Annotated in this window: 17 protein-coding genes; 7 read left to right on the top strand and 10 right to left on the bottom strand. The window is 70.3% G+C overall.

Annotated elements, in window-relative coordinates:
- Positions 1-4: 4 nt before the first annotated feature.
- Positions 5-565, bottom strand: a complete 561-nt coding sequence (locus F6A08_RS03305) for an acyl-CoA thioesterase (RefSeq protein WP_017204165.1) — start codon at positions 563-565, stop codon at positions 5-7.
- A 131-nt stretch (positions 566-696) separates the two neighbouring features.
- On the opposite strand from F6A08_RS03305, the gene F6A08_RS03300 reads away from it, so the two are divergent.
- Positions 697-1206: a GNAT family N-acetyltransferase gene (locus F6A08_RS03300; protein ID WP_026049959.1), complete on the top strand. Its 510-nt coding sequence runs from the start codon at positions 697-699 to the stop codon at positions 1204-1206.
- 57 nt (positions 1207-1263) lie between these two features.
- Here F6A08_RS03300 and F6A08_RS03295 read toward each other — a convergent pair whose 3' ends face one another.
- Complete coding sequence (locus F6A08_RS03295; RefSeq protein ID WP_124896482.1) at positions 1264-2415, bottom strand: acetyl-CoA C-acetyltransferase; 1152 nt, start codon at positions 2413-2415, stop codon at positions 1264-1266.
- Between the two features lie 101 nt (positions 2416-2516).
- On the opposite strand from F6A08_RS03295, the gene F6A08_RS03290 reads away from it, so the two are divergent.
- From F6A08_RS03290 to F6A08_RS03280, 3 genes are all read left to right on the top strand, one after another.
- Positions 2517-2888 (top strand): ArsR/SmtB family transcription factor, encoded by a 372-nt coding sequence (locus F6A08_RS03290; protein WP_017204162.1) that lies wholly within the window; start codon positions 2517-2519, stop codon positions 2886-2888.
- The gene (locus tag F6A08_RS03285) at positions 2888-4105 is read left to right on the top strand and encodes an MFS transporter (protein WP_124896483.1); all 1218 of its coding nucleotides are present in this window, start codon (positions 2888-2890) and stop codon (positions 4103-4105) included. The genes F6A08_RS03290 and F6A08_RS03285 overlap by 1 nt, the downstream gene beginning before the upstream one ends.
- Before the next feature lie 102 nt (positions 4106-4207).
- Positions 4208-4855 carry a hypothetical protein gene (locus F6A08_RS03280; RefSeq protein ID WP_151458607.1) on the top strand — a complete coding sequence of 216 codons (648 nt, stop codon included), beginning with the start codon at positions 4208-4210 and terminating at the stop codon, positions 4853-4855.
- A 32-nt stretch (positions 4856-4887) separates the two neighbouring features.
- Here the strand turns inward: F6A08_RS03280 and F6A08_RS03275 are convergent, their stop codons facing one another.
- Genes F6A08_RS03275 through F6A08_RS03260 form a run of 4 tightly spaced genes read right to left on the bottom strand, consistent with a single transcriptional unit; the run spans position 4888 to position 8785 of the window.
- A complete protein-coding gene (locus F6A08_RS03275) occupies positions 4888-5349 on the bottom strand; it encodes an ASCH domain-containing protein (RefSeq protein ID WP_151458606.1) in 462 nt (153 codons plus the stop codon).
- 22 nt (positions 5350-5371) lie between these two features.
- A complete protein-coding gene (locus tag F6A08_RS03270; protein WP_151458605.1) occupies positions 5372-7033 on the bottom strand; it encodes a cytochrome b/b6 domain-containing protein in 1662 nt (553 codons plus the stop codon).
- Between the two features lie 2 nt (positions 7034-7035).
- Positions 7036-8007, bottom strand: a complete 972-nt coding sequence (locus F6A08_RS03265) for an electron transfer flavoprotein subunit alpha/FixB family protein (RefSeq protein WP_151458604.1) — start codon at positions 8005-8007, stop codon at positions 7036-7038.
- Position 8008: 1 nt separating this feature from the next.
- Positions 8009-8785 (bottom strand): electron transfer flavoprotein subunit beta/FixA family protein, encoded by a 777-nt coding sequence (locus tag F6A08_RS03260; RefSeq protein ID WP_017204156.1) that lies wholly within the window; start codon positions 8783-8785, stop codon positions 8009-8011.
- Between the two features lie 140 nt (positions 8786-8925).
- Here F6A08_RS03260 and F6A08_RS03255 point away from each other — a divergent pair, with 140 nt between their 5' ends.
- Genes F6A08_RS03255 through F6A08_RS03245 form a run of 3 tightly spaced genes read left to right on the top strand, consistent with a single transcriptional unit; the run spans position 8926 to position 10374 of the window.
- Entirely contained in the window at positions 8926-9462 is a 537-nt protein-coding gene (locus F6A08_RS03255) for a MarR family winged helix-turn-helix transcriptional regulator (protein WP_151458603.1), read from the top strand.
- A 1-nt stretch (position 9463) separates the two neighbouring features.
- Positions 9464-9934, top strand: coding sequence for an SRPBCC family protein (locus F6A08_RS03250; protein ID WP_192576672.1), 471 nt, complete (start codon positions 9464-9466; stop codon positions 9932-9934).
- Positions 9931-10374, top strand: a complete 444-nt coding sequence (locus F6A08_RS03245; RefSeq protein ID WP_124896491.1) for a YdeI/OmpD-associated family protein — start codon at positions 9931-9933, stop codon at positions 10372-10374. The genes F6A08_RS03250 and F6A08_RS03245 overlap by 4 nt, the downstream gene beginning before the upstream one ends.
- Before the next feature lie 36 nt (positions 10375-10410).
- Here F6A08_RS03245 and F6A08_RS03240 read toward each other — a convergent pair whose 3' ends face one another.
- The 4 genes from F6A08_RS03240 to F6A08_RS03225 form a co-directional block, all read right to left on the bottom strand.
- Positions 10411-11187, bottom strand: coding sequence for an enoyl-CoA hydratase-related protein (locus F6A08_RS03240; protein WP_017204153.1), 777 nt, complete (start codon positions 11185-11187; stop codon positions 10411-10413).
- Between the two features lie 90 nt (positions 11188-11277).
- Entirely contained in the window at positions 11278-12165 is an 888-nt protein-coding gene (mmsB, locus tag F6A08_RS03235) for a 3-hydroxyisobutyrate dehydrogenase (RefSeq protein WP_151458601.1), read from the bottom strand.
- Entirely contained in the window at positions 12162-13343 is a 1182-nt protein-coding gene (locus F6A08_RS03230; RefSeq protein WP_151458600.1) for an acyl-CoA dehydrogenase family protein, read from the bottom strand. Before F6A08_RS03230 ends, mmsB begins: the two co-directional genes overlap by 4 nt.
- 92 nt (positions 13344-13435) lie before the next feature.
- The gene (locus F6A08_RS03225; protein WP_151458599.1) at positions 13436-14935 is read right to left on the bottom strand and encodes a CoA-acylating methylmalonate-semialdehyde dehydrogenase; all 1500 of its coding nucleotides are present in this window, start codon (positions 14933-14935) and stop codon (positions 13436-13438) included.
- Positions 14936-14937: the final 2 nt, after the last annotated feature.

The following is a 14937-nucleotide window of genomic DNA, read 5'->3' as shown; positions in this document are numbered from 1 at the left end:
GGCGTCAGGGCCAGACGCTGGGGGCGGGAGTGCGCACGGGAGGGAGGGCGGATGCGGCAGCCCAGTCGTGCACCCAGGCGTCGATCTCCGGCACACCCTCGGGCCTGCCCACCGCGGCGAAGAGCTCCTCGTTGCTGACGGTGCCGCCCGTGCGTCGGAGCATCCGCGCTCGGACGATGGCCCTGGCGTAGACCTCGCCGTCGACGACCGCGCGGTGCTCCATGAAGAGCGCCTTGTCGTCGTGGCCGATGAACCGCGACTGCACCTCGAACCGCTGCCACAGCTGCAGCGACTTGCGGAAGGTGATCGTCTCGCTCGACACGACCGCGTACCAGCCGCGCTCCTTCATGGCGTCGAACAGCCCGGTGCGGATGAGCTGGTCCCAGCGGCCGAGGTCGAACAGTGACAGGTAGCGGCCGTTGTTCATGTGGCGCAGGATGTCGAGGTCGGTGGGGAGGGTGGTCACCGTGACGGTGCCGACCGACGTCGGATCGAGGGTCTTGCCCTGCCGCACGCGACGGCGCGCGCCGAGGATCACCAGGAGGGTCCGCCAGATCACATTCACGAGGATCGATCGTAGCCAGGAGTGCACGATCGGCGAACAACGTTGTGCGAACCCTCCATGCCCGTCCGCCCCGCGTCATCCGGCTCCTGCTCGATTTCCTGTTCTCGGACGCCGCGCGTAGAGTCACGACCATGAGCGCCGAAGCCCAGCCTGAAGTCATCGTCCGTCCGGTCCGTGATGTGGATGCGGAAGCCCTCGGTCGCGTGCATGCCCAGTGCTGGCACGAGACCTACGACCACCTGATCAGCAAGGCAGCGCTCGAGAAGGTCTCTCCGCGGCGCATGGCCGAGCTGTGGACGCACTGGGCCGCGCAGGGCCCCGAGTTCAAGATGAACGCCGCGCTCGTCGACGGCGAGATCGTGGGCTTCGTCGGCTCCGGCCCGGCCCGCGACAAGGACGCTCCCGCATTCCGCGAGCTGTACTTCATCTACCTGCTCGACGCGTATCACTCCACGGGCATCGGGCAGAAGCTCTTCGACGCCGCCGTGGAGAAGGACGAGCCGCTGTACCTCTGGGTCGCCGAGGACAACCCTCGCGCACACCGCTTCTACACGCGCAACGGCTTCCATCTCGACGGCGCCTCGCACACGGAGCCTTTCCTGGGTGAGACGCTGACCGAGGTGCGCTTCGTCCGCCCCTGAGTCCAGCCACGACCACCGAAAGGGCCGCCCCGCGGGGCGGCCCTTTCGCGTGCCCCCTCAGAGCCGTTCGATGATCGTGACGTTCGCGACGCCGCCGCCCTCGCACATGGTCTGCAGGCCGTAACGGCCGCCGGTGCGCTCCAGTTCGTTGAGCATCGTGGCCAGGATGCGCGTGCCCGTGGCTCCGATCGGGTGCCCGAGGGCGATGCCGCCGCCGTTGACGTTGACCTTCTCGTGCGGGACGCCGGTCTCGCGCATCCAGGCGAGCACGACCGATGCGAAGGCCTCGTTCACCTCGAACAGGTCGACGTCGTCGGCGCGCAGCCCGGTGCGCTCCAGAGCGTGCTTGGTCGCCGGGATGGGCGCGGTGAGCATCAGCACGGGGTCGTCTCCCCGCACCGAGAGGTGGTGGATGCGCGCACGGGGCGTCAGGCCGTGGTCCTTCACGGCCTGTTCGCTCGCGATGAGCACCGCGCTCGACGCGTCGCTGATCTGCGAAGCCACGGCTGCCGTGATCCGCCCACCCGGGGCGAGCGGCTGCAGCCCGGCCATGCGTTCGAGCGTCGTATCGCGCCGCACGCCCTCGTCGTGGTCGAGGCCGTTCAGCGGGGCGATCTCGTTCGCGAACCGACCGTCGTCCTGCGCGACAGCCGCACGGCGGTGGCTCTCCAGCGCGAACCGCTCCATGTCCTCCCGCGAGATCTCCCACCGCTCGGCGATGAGCTCGGCACCGCGGAACTGCGAGATCTCCTGGTCGCCGTATCGTGCCCGCCATCCGGGCGACTCCGCATACGGTGTCGTGAAGCCGAAGTCCTTCCCGACGGTCGCGGCCGCGGTGAGCGGGATCCGTGACATGTTCTGGAGTCCGCCGGCGACGACGAGGTCGCTCGTGCCGCTGAGAACGGCCTGCGCCGCGAAGTGCACGGCCTGCTGACTCGATCCGCACTGCCGGTCGATCGTCACTCCGGGCACGTGCTCCGGGAAGCCCGCGACGAGCAGCGCCGTGCGGGCGACGTTCCCGGCCTGGCCTCCGATCGCGTCGATCGCCCCGAGGATGACGTCGTCCACCGCGGCGGGGTCGATCCCGGTCCGCGTGACCAGCGCGGTCAGACTGTGCGCACCGAGATCCGCGGGGTGGATTCCGGAGAGGGAGCCGCCTCTCCGGCCGACCGGGGATCGGACCGCGTCGACGATGTAGGCCTCTGCCATGCTGCTCCTCCTCGGGCGCCGTGGTCGCCGGCGTCCCACCTTTCCAGCCTGCCTCATCGCGGGCTGGCCCGACAGTCCACAGCTTATGCAATAATCTGCGTATGCATGCAGATAAGCAATGTTCCCTCACGCCGGACAGCAGCTACGTCGAACTCGCCGTCGAGGTCTTCGCGATGCTGGCCGACGCGACCCGCATCCGCATCATTCTGGCGCTGCGTGATCAGGAGTTCTCCGTCAACCACCTCGCCGACATCGTCGACAAGCCGGCGCCCGCCGTGTCGCAGCACCTCGCCAAGCTCCGGCTCGCCCGGATCGTCGTCACGAGGCAGGAGGGCACCCGGGTGTTCTACCGCCTCGCGAACGAGCACGCCAGGCAGCTCGTGGCCGATGCCATCTACCAGGCGGAGCACTCGCTGAGCACCGACCCCGCCCACCACCGGGGCGCACACCCCGCACCCGAGCAGACGCGGTAGTGCTCCGGGTCCTGCGCGACACCGTCTACGCCCGCCTGTTCTCGGCGCAGGTGGTCGCACTGCTGGGAACGGGGCTGCTCACCGTGGCCCTCGGGCTGCTCGCCTTCGACATCGCGGGCGACGCCGCGGGATCCGTGCTGGGCACCGCGCTCACCATCAAGATGGTGGCGTACGTCGGCGTCGCTCCCCTGATCGCGGCCCTGGTCGATCGGCTTCCGCGCAAGGCGGTCCTGATCACGGCGGACGCGGTCCGTCTCGTGATCGCCCTGCTGCTCCCGGCCGTCAGCGAGACCTGGCAGATCTACGTGCTGGTGTTCGTGCTGCAGTCCGCGTCCGCGACCTTCACGCCCGCCTTCCAGTCGCTGATCCCCGCGGTGCTCCCCGACCCGAAGGACTACACGCGCGCGCTCTCGCTCTCACGACTCGCGTACGACCTCGAGGCGCTGCTCAGTCCCCTCATCGCCGGAGCGCTGCTCACGGTGATCTCGTTCCACGATCTGTTCGCGGGCACGGCGATCGGCTTCGCGCTCTCCGCGCTGCTGGTGCTGAGCACACCGTTGCCCCGCGCCGAGGACGGGCTTCCCGCCACCTCCTTCTGGCAGCGCCTCCCGGCGGGAGCGGCGGTGTTCGCGCGCACTCCCACCCTGCGCTTCCTGCTGCTCACGAACATGGTGGTCGCCGCAGGCACGGCGATCGTGCTGGTCAACTCGGTCGTCTACGCACGCGCCGTCTTCGCCCTCGACGACGCCGCCCTCGCGCTCGCGCTCGCCTGCTACGGGATCGGATCCCTCGTGACCGCGCTGAGCATCCCCGGGATCGTGGAACGCCTGGGCGTGATCCGCACCATGTCGATCGGGGCGGCCGTGATCGTCGCCGGGCTGCTCGCCGCGGTCATCGTGACGGGGATCGCCGCAGCCGGCGGAGCAGGGTGGAGCGCGCTCCTCGGCACCTGGGTGCTGCTGGGCATCGGAACCTCGCTCGTGAACACGCCGTCGTCGCGGTTGCTGGCCGACGCGTCGACCCCCGCGAACCGCACGCTCGTCTACACCGCGCAGTTCGCACTCTCCCACGCCTGCTTCCTGCTCACCTATCCGATCGCGGGGTGGTTGGGCGCGGTGAGCCTGATCGGAGCGGCCGGCGCACTGCTCGGGATCGCCCTGGCCGCTGCCACGGCGGCGATCGCGTTCGCCCGTCATCGCCTGCATCAGACCGCTTGACACCGGCCCCACGGAATATGGGCATCTTGCGGGGCGGGAGCGTTGTGAGAGCGCAAACACCCCGCCTACTCTTGGCGTTTTCACCGTCGAGAGGAACGCTCCATGAACTCCACGCCGTCGCCGAGGGACGTGCGCCGCACGCACCGTGTCCGCTCCTCGTCCCGCCAGGGTCGAAGACGAAGGACCACCGTCACGCAGGTCGTGCTCCTCACCTCCGCCCTGCTATTCACGGTGACGACGGCGACCATGCTGCCACCGCAGGCTCAGGCGGAGCCGCTGCCGGCACCTCGTGCGTCATCGACGACGGGCGCGGTGGAGCTCGCACTGTCCCGCACGCGCCTCGCGGCCGGCGAGGAGGTCACCGTCATGATCGCGGGCCTCGGCGGCGGGGCGCAGGCCGCCCTCGCTTTCCACTCCGATCCCGTCGACATGGGGACCGTGGTCGCGGCATCGGACGGAACCGCGACACTGACCTGGCGCGTGCCGGTGGACACGTCCCCCGGCGATCACGAGATCGTGCTCGTCCCGGAGGAGGGGACCTCCACCGCCGTCGACATCAGCGTCGTCGAGAGCCTCGGCTCCGGCGACGGCGCGACAGCCGACCCGGCGGCTGAGGGCGCCCTGCTCGTGGCCTCCCTGGCCACGACCGGTGGAGTACCCGACGCGACGGGGGCGGCGCTGTCGTCTGCGACGGCGCTGCTGCTCGCCGGCGGTGCGCTGCTGACGGGGCGCCGGATGCGTCGCGGGTGATCACCCCGTCCGTCGGGGGAGACAGACGCGGTTCAGGCCGCATACACGAGGCGGAACCGCTCGCACAGCACCGGCATGTCCGGTTCGTAGCCGCGCGGGTTCTCGGAGTGCTCTCGCCAGAAGCGCTCGTGCACCTCTCGCCAGTGCGCGAGCGTGCGGTCCCCTTCTCCCTCGGCGAAGGCATGCTCCGCGTCGACCTCGTCGAAGGGAACGGTCTCGAGCGCGGTGGTCTCGATCACGGCGCGCGGCGCTCCGCGGCCGTCGAGGATGATGCTCAGCTCGCCCACGACCGGAAGCGGGTCGCCGGTCGCCTCGTAGTCCCACAGCGAAGACGCGGTACCGACCTTGATCCCGTCGAGCACCAGCGCGAGCAGTTCGTCGGCGTGCGCGGGGGTGGCTCCGAACGCCCAGGCCTCGGGCAGAGTCGCCGGGAGTCCGGGCGTCGCCTGCCTGGCCGCGCTCCAGAAGGCGTCGATGTCGGTGCTGTCGCTCATCCGCCCAGGCTAGCCCGGGCCGTCAGCGACCGGAGACCTTGCCGAACACCTTCGCGATCGGAGCGAGCACCAGCGGCCGGGCAGCCGCCCACCCGCCCGCGATCACCACGAGCGAGAGGATGAAGACCCAGAAGCCCGTCCAGGTGACGGCATCCTGCGCGGCGAACATGTGGTTCAGGTTGCGCAGGAAGCCGGTCAGCATGACGAGCGCCACGTGCGCGATGATGAACGCCACGAAGTAGAGCATGATCGGGAAGTGCAGCGCCCGCGCCCATTCGACGGGGTAGGCCTTGGACAGCTTCTCCGCGCGCTTGGGCCACAGTCCCGACATCCGGAATCCGGTGACGGCGGCGAGCGGAGCCGCGACGAAGACCGTGACGAAGTAGGCGAGCTGCTGCAGGCTGTTGTAGTTGTTCCAGCCGTTCTCGTGCGGCCAGTCGAACGAGATGTACTGCAGCGCGGCCGACAGCGCGTTCGGGAAGACCTCCCAGCTCGTCGGCACGATGCGCGCCCAATGCCCCGTGACGAACAGCAGCACCACGAAGACCACGCCGTTCACGAGCCACAGGATGTCGAGCGCCTGGTGGAACCACAGGTTCAGGCTGATCTTGCCCTTCGCGTTGCCCCGCGGCGTCCAGAAGACGGTCGGGCGCTTCTCGGTGCGCACCTGGAGACCGGAGCGGATGATCAGGACGATCAGGAACATGTTGAAGAAGTGCGCCCAGTTGACCCAGGGCGCGAACCCGGGCTCGACCGGGAACGGCGGCTCGTACTCGCCCGGGAACGCCGCGAGGAAGTCCTGCATGAACGGGAAGCTCAGCAGCGTCCGCACGAGCGCGATCGCCGCACCGGCGAGCACTCCGAGCGCCGCGGCGCCGAACAGGACCGCGATCGCCTGCGTCCACGTCGGACGACGGCGACCGGATGCCGGAGAGGCCGTGATGTGGCGCGGAGCACGCCCGTCCCACACGGTGCGGGGTGCGGGCAGCGGGGAGCTGAGGTCGGCCAGCACGGGCACGATCGCGCCGGGGGCCGGACCGGTGTCGGGGGCCTCGATCACCGGCGCCACAGGAGCGGTTGCGGCGGCCGCCGATGCCGGGGACTCGGCAGGCGAAGCGGAGTTCTCGGGCACCGACGACGCCGTCGCGGGAACGGTCCCCTCCGGCGGCCAGGGCTCTCCGCCCACGACACGAGGAAGCCCGCGACGGACGCTCTCCCCACCCGTCGCCGCGGGCACGGCGGGGGACGCGGCAGCAGCAGCGACGGGCACAGCGTCGGCGGTCGGGGTGGACGCGGGCTGGGGCGCCGCGGATGCCGCGGGTGCGGTATCGGCGGCGGCCGGTGCGGCGACCGAGGCGGGAGCGGCATCGGCCGGGGGCCACGGCTCTCCGCCCGGCACCCGCGGCAGACCGCGGCGGAGGCGGGTGGCGGGCGCTCCTGCTCGCTCCGCGTGAACGGCGGCGGGTTGCGGCTGCTGTCCGGACGTCGAGGACGGTGCAGACTCGGCGACCGCGGACGCCGCAGACTCGGCCACCGGGGGCGATGCCTGCTCGACCACCGCGGACGGCACCTGCTCGGCGACCGTCGACGGCGTCGGCTCGGAGAGCGGTGAGGGCGCGGCAGGAGGCCAGGGCTCGCCGCCCGGCACGCGCGGGAGACCGCGTCGCAGCATCCGCGTTGCCATCGCTACTTCTTCCGCGCCTCGAGCGCCGCGATCACCTGCGGAACCACGGTGAACACGTCTCCGACGATCCCGAAGTCGGCGACGTCGAAGATCGGCGCCTCCGGGTCCTTGTTGATGGCGACGATGTTCTTCGATGTCTGCATGCCGGCGCGGTGCTGGATCGCCCCGGAGATGCCGAGGGCGACATACAGCTGCGGCGAGACCGAGACGCCGGTCTGTCCGACCTGGTGCGACTGCGGGATGTAGCCGGCGTCGACGGCAGCGCGCGAGGCTCCGACCGCGGCGCCGAGCGCGTCGGCGAGCTCCTCGACGAGCACGAACTTCTCCTTGGACGCGAGACCTCGACCGCCCGAGACGACTCGCGTCGCTCCACGCAGCTCGGGACGGGAAGACGTCGCCTCGACCGCCTCGACCGGCCCCGCCGTCGCTGCGACCGCTCCGGAGGGAGTCACGGTGAGCTGTTCGACCTGCGGGGAGGCGACCGCTTCGGCTCGCGCATCGACGGCCCCCTGACGCACGGTCACCACGAGGGTTCCGTAGGTCGCGGCGGCGTCGACGAGGTACGCGCCGCCATAGACGGAGTGGTGGGCGATGATGCCCTCGTCGTCCCGGGAGACTCCGACCGCATCCACAGCGAGTGCGCTCTTCGTGCGCACCGCGAAGCGTCCGGCGACGTCGCGTCCGGAGATCGAGTTCGAGACGAGCACGGCTTCGGGGTGCACGCGCTCGGCCGCGGCCTGCAGCGCATCCACGAGCGGAACGGTGAGCGCTGTGGCGTCGCCGTCCGCCGTGAGCACGACGGCCGCGCCTGCTGCCGCGGCCTGGTCGACCGCTGCCTGGCGGCCGCCGACGACGAGCGCCACGGGCGTGCCGATGCTCGACGCGGCGCCGATCAGGCCGGCCGTGCTGCTCGCGGCGTTTCCGGAGGGGTCGACGTCGACGAGGACGAGGATCGGGTTCTCGAGAGCGGTCATCTCACACCAGCCTGTTCTGCACGAGGTACTCGACGAGTTTGTCGGCGGCGTCGCCCTCATCGGTGATCTTCACGCCGGCGGCCCGTGGGGGCTTCTCCGACACGGCCGTCATGATGGTCCGCGGCGCGGCCGCCGGATCGGCCGAGACACCGAGGTCGGCGAGCGAGATCACTTCGAGCGGCTTCTTCTTCGCGGCCATGATGCCCTTGAAGTTGGGGAAGCGCGCATCGGGGAGCGCCTCCGTGATCGAGATGACGGCGGGCAGCGGGGCCGAGACGGGCTGACTGCCGAAATCGGCTCCGCGCGTCCCGGACACCCCGTCGGCCGTGATCTCGACCGAGGAGAGCGCCGTGGCCTGGGCGAACCCGAGGTGCTCGGCGAGCATGGCCGGGATCACGCCGCCGGCCCCGTCCGTCGACAGGTTGCCGGTGATCACGAGGTCCGGGGCACCCCGGCGGATGGCCGCGGCGAGCACCTCCGCGGTGAGGCCCAGGTCGGCACCGATCAGCTGCTCGTCCGCGATGTGCACGGCGGACGCCGCGCCGATCGCGAGCGCACGGCGCACGGAAGCGGTCGAGCTCTCCGGAGCCATCGACACGGCCACCACCTCGGTGCCCTCGTTCTTGTCGGCGAAGCTCAGCGCGACTTCGAGCGCCCGCTCGGTGATCTCGTCGAGCACAACGTCTCCTGCGGCTCGATCGGCGAGGCCGGTCTCGAGGTTCAGCTTGCGGTCGCCATAGGTGTCCGGCACCTCTTTGACCAGGACGAAGATCTTCATCGAATGCTCCTCACGACTGCTGCGATTCTAGTCCGCGATACTGAGTCCCAGTACAACTGCGACTGAGACTCACGGGTTCGGCGAGGCGCCGTGGCGCGCGCCGTCGCGACGCCGCCTTCTCCCGCCACTACCGTAGAGACGTGGCCCGACTCCGTCCGCTCCCCATCGATCCGCTCGCCGAGGCGAAACGGCAATGGCTGGCGCACGGCTGGACGGATGCCGCCGACGGCATGGCCCTGGTCACATCGGTGATGCGCGCCCAGCAGCTGCTTCTCGCTCGTGTCGATGCCGCCCTCAAGCCGTTCGCCCTGAGCTTCGCCCGGTACGAGGTGCTGCGCCTGCTCGCCTTCAGCCGCACCGGCAGCCTGCCGCTGTCGAGCGTGGTCGCCCGGCTCCAGGTGCACCCCACGACGGTCACGAGCACTGCGGAGCGCCTCGTCCGCGACGGACTGATCGCGCGCGAACCGCACCCGCACGACGGCCGCGCCGCGCTCCTCGTGCTGACGGATGCGGGCCGTGAACTCGTCGAGCGCGCCACCCAGGCGCTCAACGCCGACGTGTTCGCGGACCCGGGGATGAGCCGCGACGACGCCGCCGAGCTGGTGGCGATCGTCGCCCGACTCCGGAAGAATGCGGGCGATTTCGCCGACCCGCGTCCCCAGCCCGAAGCCCTCTGACATGCCCCGGTTCGCGCTCGAGACCCTCATCGGCGCCCCGCCCGCCGAAGTGTTCGCCGCGTCGCTCGATCCCACGCTCCACGTGAAGAGCATGGCGCGATACGGCGAGACCATGGTCGAAGCTCCAGTGGGAGGCTTCTTCACTGAAGGCTCGACGGTGACATGGCGCGCACGACACTTCGGAATCCCGTTCCGCCTGCGTTCCGTCGTCTTCGACATCGATCCGCCACGGGGATTCTCGGATCGGCAGATCTCCGGCCCGTTCGCGTCGTTCCTCCATGAGCATCGCTTCGAGGAGCATCCGGCCGGAACACTCATGCGCGACACGGTGACCTTCCGTTCTCCGCTCGGCCCTATCGGGCGCCTCGTCGACACGATGTTCCTCGGGGAGTACATGCGGCGACTGATCCTGGAGCGCAACCAGATCCTCACCGCCGAATTCGGCGGGCCGGGGCGTAGTGTTTCGGAATGAGCGAACTGCGCCTGCACACCGTCCTCACCGGCCGCGGCCCCGCCGCGGCGATCCTGCTCAGCGACGAGCAGGTCGCGTCGCTCGGCGCCGGCAGAGCCTTCCCCGTCGCCGTCACCATCGGCGGGCGCACCGCTCGCCTGCGCGTGGCGCGGATGGGCAGCGAGAACATGATCGGATTCAGCAAGGCCGTGCGCGCCGATCTGGGACTCGAGATCGGCCAGGAGGTCGACGCCGTGATCCGCGTGGATGCCGCCGAGCGCACGGTCGACGTTCCGCCCGGACTCGCCGCAGCCCTCGACGCCGACCCCGCGCTGCGGGCGAAGTTCGACGCCCTGTCGTACACCGCCCGCAAGGAGCACGCCCGGAGCATCGCAGAAGCCAAGCAGGACGCGACGCGCGAGCGCCGGATCGCGAAGATCCTCGACGCGCTGCGCGGCTGACCGCTCCTCGACTCCGACGCGCATCCGGTCAGGAACTCATCGGTTCTGGAAGTCGGGCGACCGCTTCTCGCGGAAGGCGGACATGCCCTCCTTCTGGTCTGCGGTGTCGAACAGGGCAGCGAAAGCCTGCTTCTCGTGTGCGAGACCTTCGGACAGCGTCGTCTCCATCGCGGCGTCCAGTGCCGCCTTGGCGGCGTAGACCGACGGCAGCGACTTCGATGCGATCGTGCCGGCCAGCTTCTCCGCCTCCGCCAGGAGTTCCGCAGCGGGCACGACACGCGACACGAGACCCGAGCGCTCGGCCTCGTCCGCTTTCATGAACCGCCCCGAGAGCACGAGCTCGGCCGCCTTGTAGTACCCCACCGCGCGGATCAGGCGCTGCGTTCCGCCCATCCCGGGGATCACACCGAGGTTGATCTCGGGTTGGCCGAAAGTCGCGGTGTCGGCGGCCAGGATGATGTCGCACATCATCGCCAGCTCGCAGCCGCCGCCGAGCGCGAAGCCCGAGACCGCGGCGATCACCGGAGTGCGCACCGCCGCGAACTCATGCCAGATCCCGAAGTGATCGGTCTCGAGCATCTCCGCCGCGGACATGCCCTCCATCTCCTTGATGTCGGCCCCCGCGGCGAACGCCTTCTCGGAACCGGTCACGACGATCGCCCCGACCCCGTCGTCCTCGTCGAAGGCGACGGCCGCGGCGGTGACCTCCTCCGCGAGGCGGCTGTTCAGCGCGTTCAGGGCCTGGGGACGGTTCAGGGTGATCCACCCCACGCGGCCCCGCTGCTCCACCAGGATCGTCTCGTACTCGGTCATGTCACCCTCTCCGTCGTCGTGTCCTTCAGTATCTTCCGTCGTCCCGGGGCCCCGCGCACTCCGACCCGCGCGCTCGGCGCCCGGCTCGGGTCACACGCGGCCGTCGCGGATGTCGGTGATGATGCCGGAGAAGTCGCGGGAGCCGCCGTCGCCCGCGGCGTAGGCGGCGTAGAGCTCCTGCGCCAGCCGCCCCATCCGCGCATCCGTCGACGTCTGCTCGATCGCCTGCAGCGCGAGACCCAGATCCTTCGCCATGAGCGCGCCGGCGAATCCGGGCTGATAATCGCGGTTGGCCGGGCTCGTGGGAACCGGGCCCGGCACGGGGCAGTTCGTCGTGAGGGACCAGCACTGGCCGGACGCCTGGGACACGACATCGAACAGCGCCTGATGCTCCAGCCCGAGCCGCTCCCCGAGCACGAACGCCTCGGCGACGGCGATCTGCGACACCGCGAGGACCATGTTGTTGCAGACCTTCGCCGCCTGCCCCAGCCCCGACCCGCCGCAGTGCACGATGCGCTTGCCCATGACCTCGAGCAGCGGCAGCGCGGCCGTGTAGTCCTCGTCCGAGCCGCCGACCATGAAGGCCAGAGTCCCGTTCTCGGCGCCGACCACGCCGCCCGACACGGGAGCGTCGATGTTGCGGTGCCCTGCCGCGAGAGCGAGGGCGTGCGCCGCGCGCGCCTCGTCGACGGCGATCGTGGAGGACTCGATGAAGAGCGTCCCCGGTCGTGCGGCCGCGAGCAGCTCCGTGCGATACGCGTCGATGACGTGCCTGCCCGCCGGGAACATCGTGATGACGACCTCCGCGTCGGCGACGGCGTCCGCCCCGCTGGCCGCGACCGGGATGCCGGCCGCCTGCGCCGCGTCGATCGCCGCGGGGACGAGGTCGAACCCGTGCACCTCGTGCCCTGCGGCGACGAGGTTCTTCGCCATCGGCAGCCCCATGTGCCCGAGCCCGAGGAACGCGACCGTGGTCATGATGCGCTCCGCATGCTGGTCGATCCCGCGGGTCGGAGCATCTCGCGTCCGACGATCAGGCGCATGATCTCGTTCGTCCCCTCCAGGACTTGGTGCACCCGCAGGTCACGGACGATCTTCTCGATGCCGTAGTCCTGCAGGTATCCGTAGCCGCCGTGCAGCTGCAGGGCGCGGTTCGCGACGTCGAAGCCGGCATCGGTGGCGAAGCGCTTGGCCATCGCGCAGCGCATCGTCGCATCGGGCGCCTTGTCGTCGACGGCCTGCGCACCGTCGCGCACCATGAGCCGCGCCGCCTGCAGGTCGGTGCGCATGTCGGCGACGGCGAAGAGGATCGACTGCTTCTCCGCCAGGGGCTCTCCGAAGGCGACGCGCTCGTGCACGTACTGGACGGCCTTGTCGAGTGCGGCCTGCGCACCGCCGAGCGAGCAGGCGGCGATGTTGAGCCGGCCGCCGTTGAGCGCCGACATCGCGATCGCGAAGCCGCGTCCCTCGTCGCCGAGCATCGCCGAGGCGGGAACCCGCACCCCGTCGAAGATCACCTGCCGGGTCGGCTGCGCGTGCCAGCCCATCTTCTTCTCGGGCGCACCGAAGCTGAGGTTCTCCGCATCGCCGGGGACGAGGAAGGCGCTGATCCCGCGGGCTCCGGGCTCGCCGGTGCGGGCCATGACCACGTACACGGCGGCCTCTCCCGCGCCGGAGATGAACTGCTTCACCCCCGTCAGCACATACTCGTCGCCCTCTCGGACGGCACTGGTGGCGACGTTGGCGGCATCGGATCCGACGCCGGGCTCGGTGAGGCAGTACCCGCCGAAGGCGGACATCGCCGTGAGCGCGGGCAGCCACGTCGAGCGCTGCGTCTGGTCGCCGTAGCTGTCGATCATCCACACCACCATGTTGTGGATGGAGATGTAGGCCGCGACGGCGGGGTCGGCCTTGGCGAGCTCCTCGAAGATCGCCACGGTATCGGTGCGGCTGAGTCCGCTTCCGCCGAACTCCTCGCTCGCATAGATGCCGCCCAGCCCGAGTTCTCCCCCACGGGTCAGGGAGTCCCGGGGGAAGAGGTGCTTCTCGTCGCGCTCCGCGGCGAACGGCGCGAGCTCGGTCTCGGCGAACTCGCGGACGGCGTCGAGGATCGCCTCGCGCTCCTCGACGGTGGTGGTCACGGTGGTCATGCTCATCGCTTTTCCTTAGGAGTTGGGTCCCTGAGCCGGTCGAAGGGCTGAGCCGATCGAAGGGCCGAGCCGGTCGAAGGGCTGATCCGGTCGAAGGGTCAGTGCATCGTGGGAATGACGAAGCTCGCGCCCTCGCGCACCCCGGTGGGCCAGCGGCTCGTCACGGTCTTGGTCTTGGTGTAGAAGCGGAACGCATCGGCGCCGTGCTGGTTCAGGTCGCCGAAGCCGCTGCGCTTCCATCCGCCGAACGTGTAGTACGCGATCGGAACCGGGATCGGCACGTTCACCCCGACCATCCCGACCTCGACGCGCGCGGCGAAGTCGCGGGCCGCATCGCCGTCGCGGGTGAAGATCGCGACGCCGTTGCCGTACTCGTGCTCCGAGGCCATACGCAGGGCTTCCTCGTAGTCGGCGGCTCGCGCGATCACGAGGACAGGGCCGAAGATCTCCTCGCGATAGATCGCCATGTCGGTCGTGACATGGTCGAAGAGGGTCGGGCCGAGATAGAAGCCCTCCTCGTGACCATCGACCGTGAACCCCCGACCGTCGGCGAGGAGGGTCGCTCCCTCATCGACACCCTGCTGGATGTAGCCCTTGACGCGTTCGACCGCATCGCGGGTGACGAGCGGACCGTAGTCGACGTCCGGTGCGAGCGAAGGTCCGATCCGGAGCTGGGCGACGCGCTCGGCGAGCTTCGCGGCGAGCGCATCGGCCGTCTCCTGGCCGACCGGGACGGCGACCGAGATGGCCATGCACCGCTCCCCCGCGGAGCCGTAGCCCGCACCGATGAGCGCGTCGACGGCCTGGTCGAGGTCGGCGTCCGGCATCACGATCATGTGGTTCTTCGCGCCGCCGAAGCACTGCGCGCGCTTGCCGTTGGCGGCTGCGGTGGCGTAGATGTACTCGGCGATCGGGGTGGAGCCGACGAAGCCCACCGCGCGGATGCGCTCGTCGGCGAGCAGCGTGTCGACCGCCTCCTTGTCTCCGTGCACCACGTTGAGGACTCCGGCGGGCAGGCCGGCTTCGAGGAACAGCTCGGCGATGCGCACGGGCACCGAGGGGTCGCGTTCGCTCGGCTTGAGGACCACGGCGTTGCCGGCGGCGAGGGCCGGTCCCGCCTTCCAGAGCGGGATCATGGCGGGGAAGTTGAACGGCGTGATCGCGGCGACGACGCCCAGCGGCTGGCGCATCGAGTAGACGTCGATGCCGGCGCCGGCGCCCGTGGAGTACTCGCCCTTGAGCAGGTGCGGAGCGCCGGCGGAGAACTCGATGACCTCGAGGCCGCGCTGGATGTCACCCTTCGCATCGTCCACGGTCTTGCCGTGCTCGCTCGCGAGGAGCTCGGCGAGCGAGGTCATCTCCCGCTGTGCCAGGTCGAGGAACCGCAGGAGCACGCGGGTACGCTTCTGCGGGTTCGTCGCCGCCCAGGCGGCCTGAGCCGCCTCGGCATTCGCGATGACGCTGCGCACCTCATCGGCGGAGGCGAGCGGCACGCGCGCCTGCACGGCGCCAGTGCTCGGATCGAACACATCGGAGAAGCGCCCCTCATCCGGGGTCAGCAGCGATCCGCCCACGAAGTGCGGGATAGTACGAGTCATTG

It is taken from the genome of Microbacterium algeriense (genome assembly GCF_008868005.1).
In the GTDB taxonomy this organism is placed as follows: domain Bacteria; phylum Actinomycetota; class Actinomycetes; order Actinomycetales; family Microbacteriaceae; genus Microbacterium; species Microbacterium algeriense.
The sequence above is the reverse complement of the archived record's forward strand: the minus strand, read 5'-3'. Positions and strand labels throughout refer to the sequence as shown.

Bases quoted from the DNA above. Each gene is read 5' to 3' on its own strand.
- F6A08_RS03260 (WP_017204156.1), bottom strand. From the start codon at position 8,785: ATGAAGATCTTCGTCCTGGTCAAAGAGGTGCCGGACACCTATGGCGAC.
- mmsB (WP_151458601.1), bottom strand. From the start codon at position 12,165: ATGACCACGGTCGCGTTCCTCGGGCTCGGGCACATGGGGCTGCCGATG.
- F6A08_RS03240 (WP_017204153.1), bottom strand. From the start codon at position 11,187: ATGACCGAGTACGAGACGATCCTGGTGGAGCAGCGGGGCCGCGTGGGG.
- F6A08_RS03250 (WP_192576672.1), top strand. From the start codon at position 9,464: ATGCCCCGGTTCGCGCTCGAGACCCTCATCGGCGCCCCGCCCGCCGAA.
- F6A08_RS03275 (WP_151458606.1), bottom strand. From the start codon at position 5,349: ATGAGCGACAGCACCGACATCGACGCCTTCTGGAGCGCGGCCAGGCAG.
- F6A08_RS03270 (WP_151458605.1), bottom strand. From the start codon at position 7,033: ATGGCAACGCGGATGCTGCGACGCGGTCTCCCGCGCGTGCCGGGCGGC.
- F6A08_RS03245 (WP_124896491.1), top strand. From the start codon at position 9,931: ATGAGCGAACTGCGCCTGCACACCGTCCTCACCGGCCGCGGCCCCGCC.
- F6A08_RS03295 (WP_124896482.1), bottom strand. From the start codon at position 2,415: ATGGCAGAGGCCTACATCGTCGACGCGGTCCGATCCCCGGTCGGCCGG.
- F6A08_RS03280 (WP_151458607.1), top strand. From the start codon at position 4,208: ATGAACTCCACGCCGTCGCCGAGGGACGTGCGCCGCACGCACCGTGTC.
- F6A08_RS03230 (WP_151458600.1), bottom strand. From the start codon at position 13,343: ATGAGCATGACCACCGTGACCACCACCGTCGAGGAGCGCGAGGCGATC.
- F6A08_RS03290 (WP_017204162.1), top strand. From the start codon at position 2,517: ATGCATGCAGATAAGCAATGTTCCCTCACGCCGGACAGCAGCTACGTC.
- F6A08_RS03225 (WP_151458599.1), bottom strand. From the start codon at position 14,935: ATGACTCGTACTATCCCGCACTTCGTGGGCGGATCGCTGCTGACCCCG.
- F6A08_RS03265 (WP_151458604.1), bottom strand. From the start codon at position 8,007: ATGACCGCTCTCGAGAACCCGATCCTCGTCCTCGTCGACGTCGACCCC.
- F6A08_RS03300 (WP_026049959.1), top strand. From the start codon at position 697: ATGAGCGCCGAAGCCCAGCCTGAAGTCATCGTCCGTCCGGTCCGTGAT.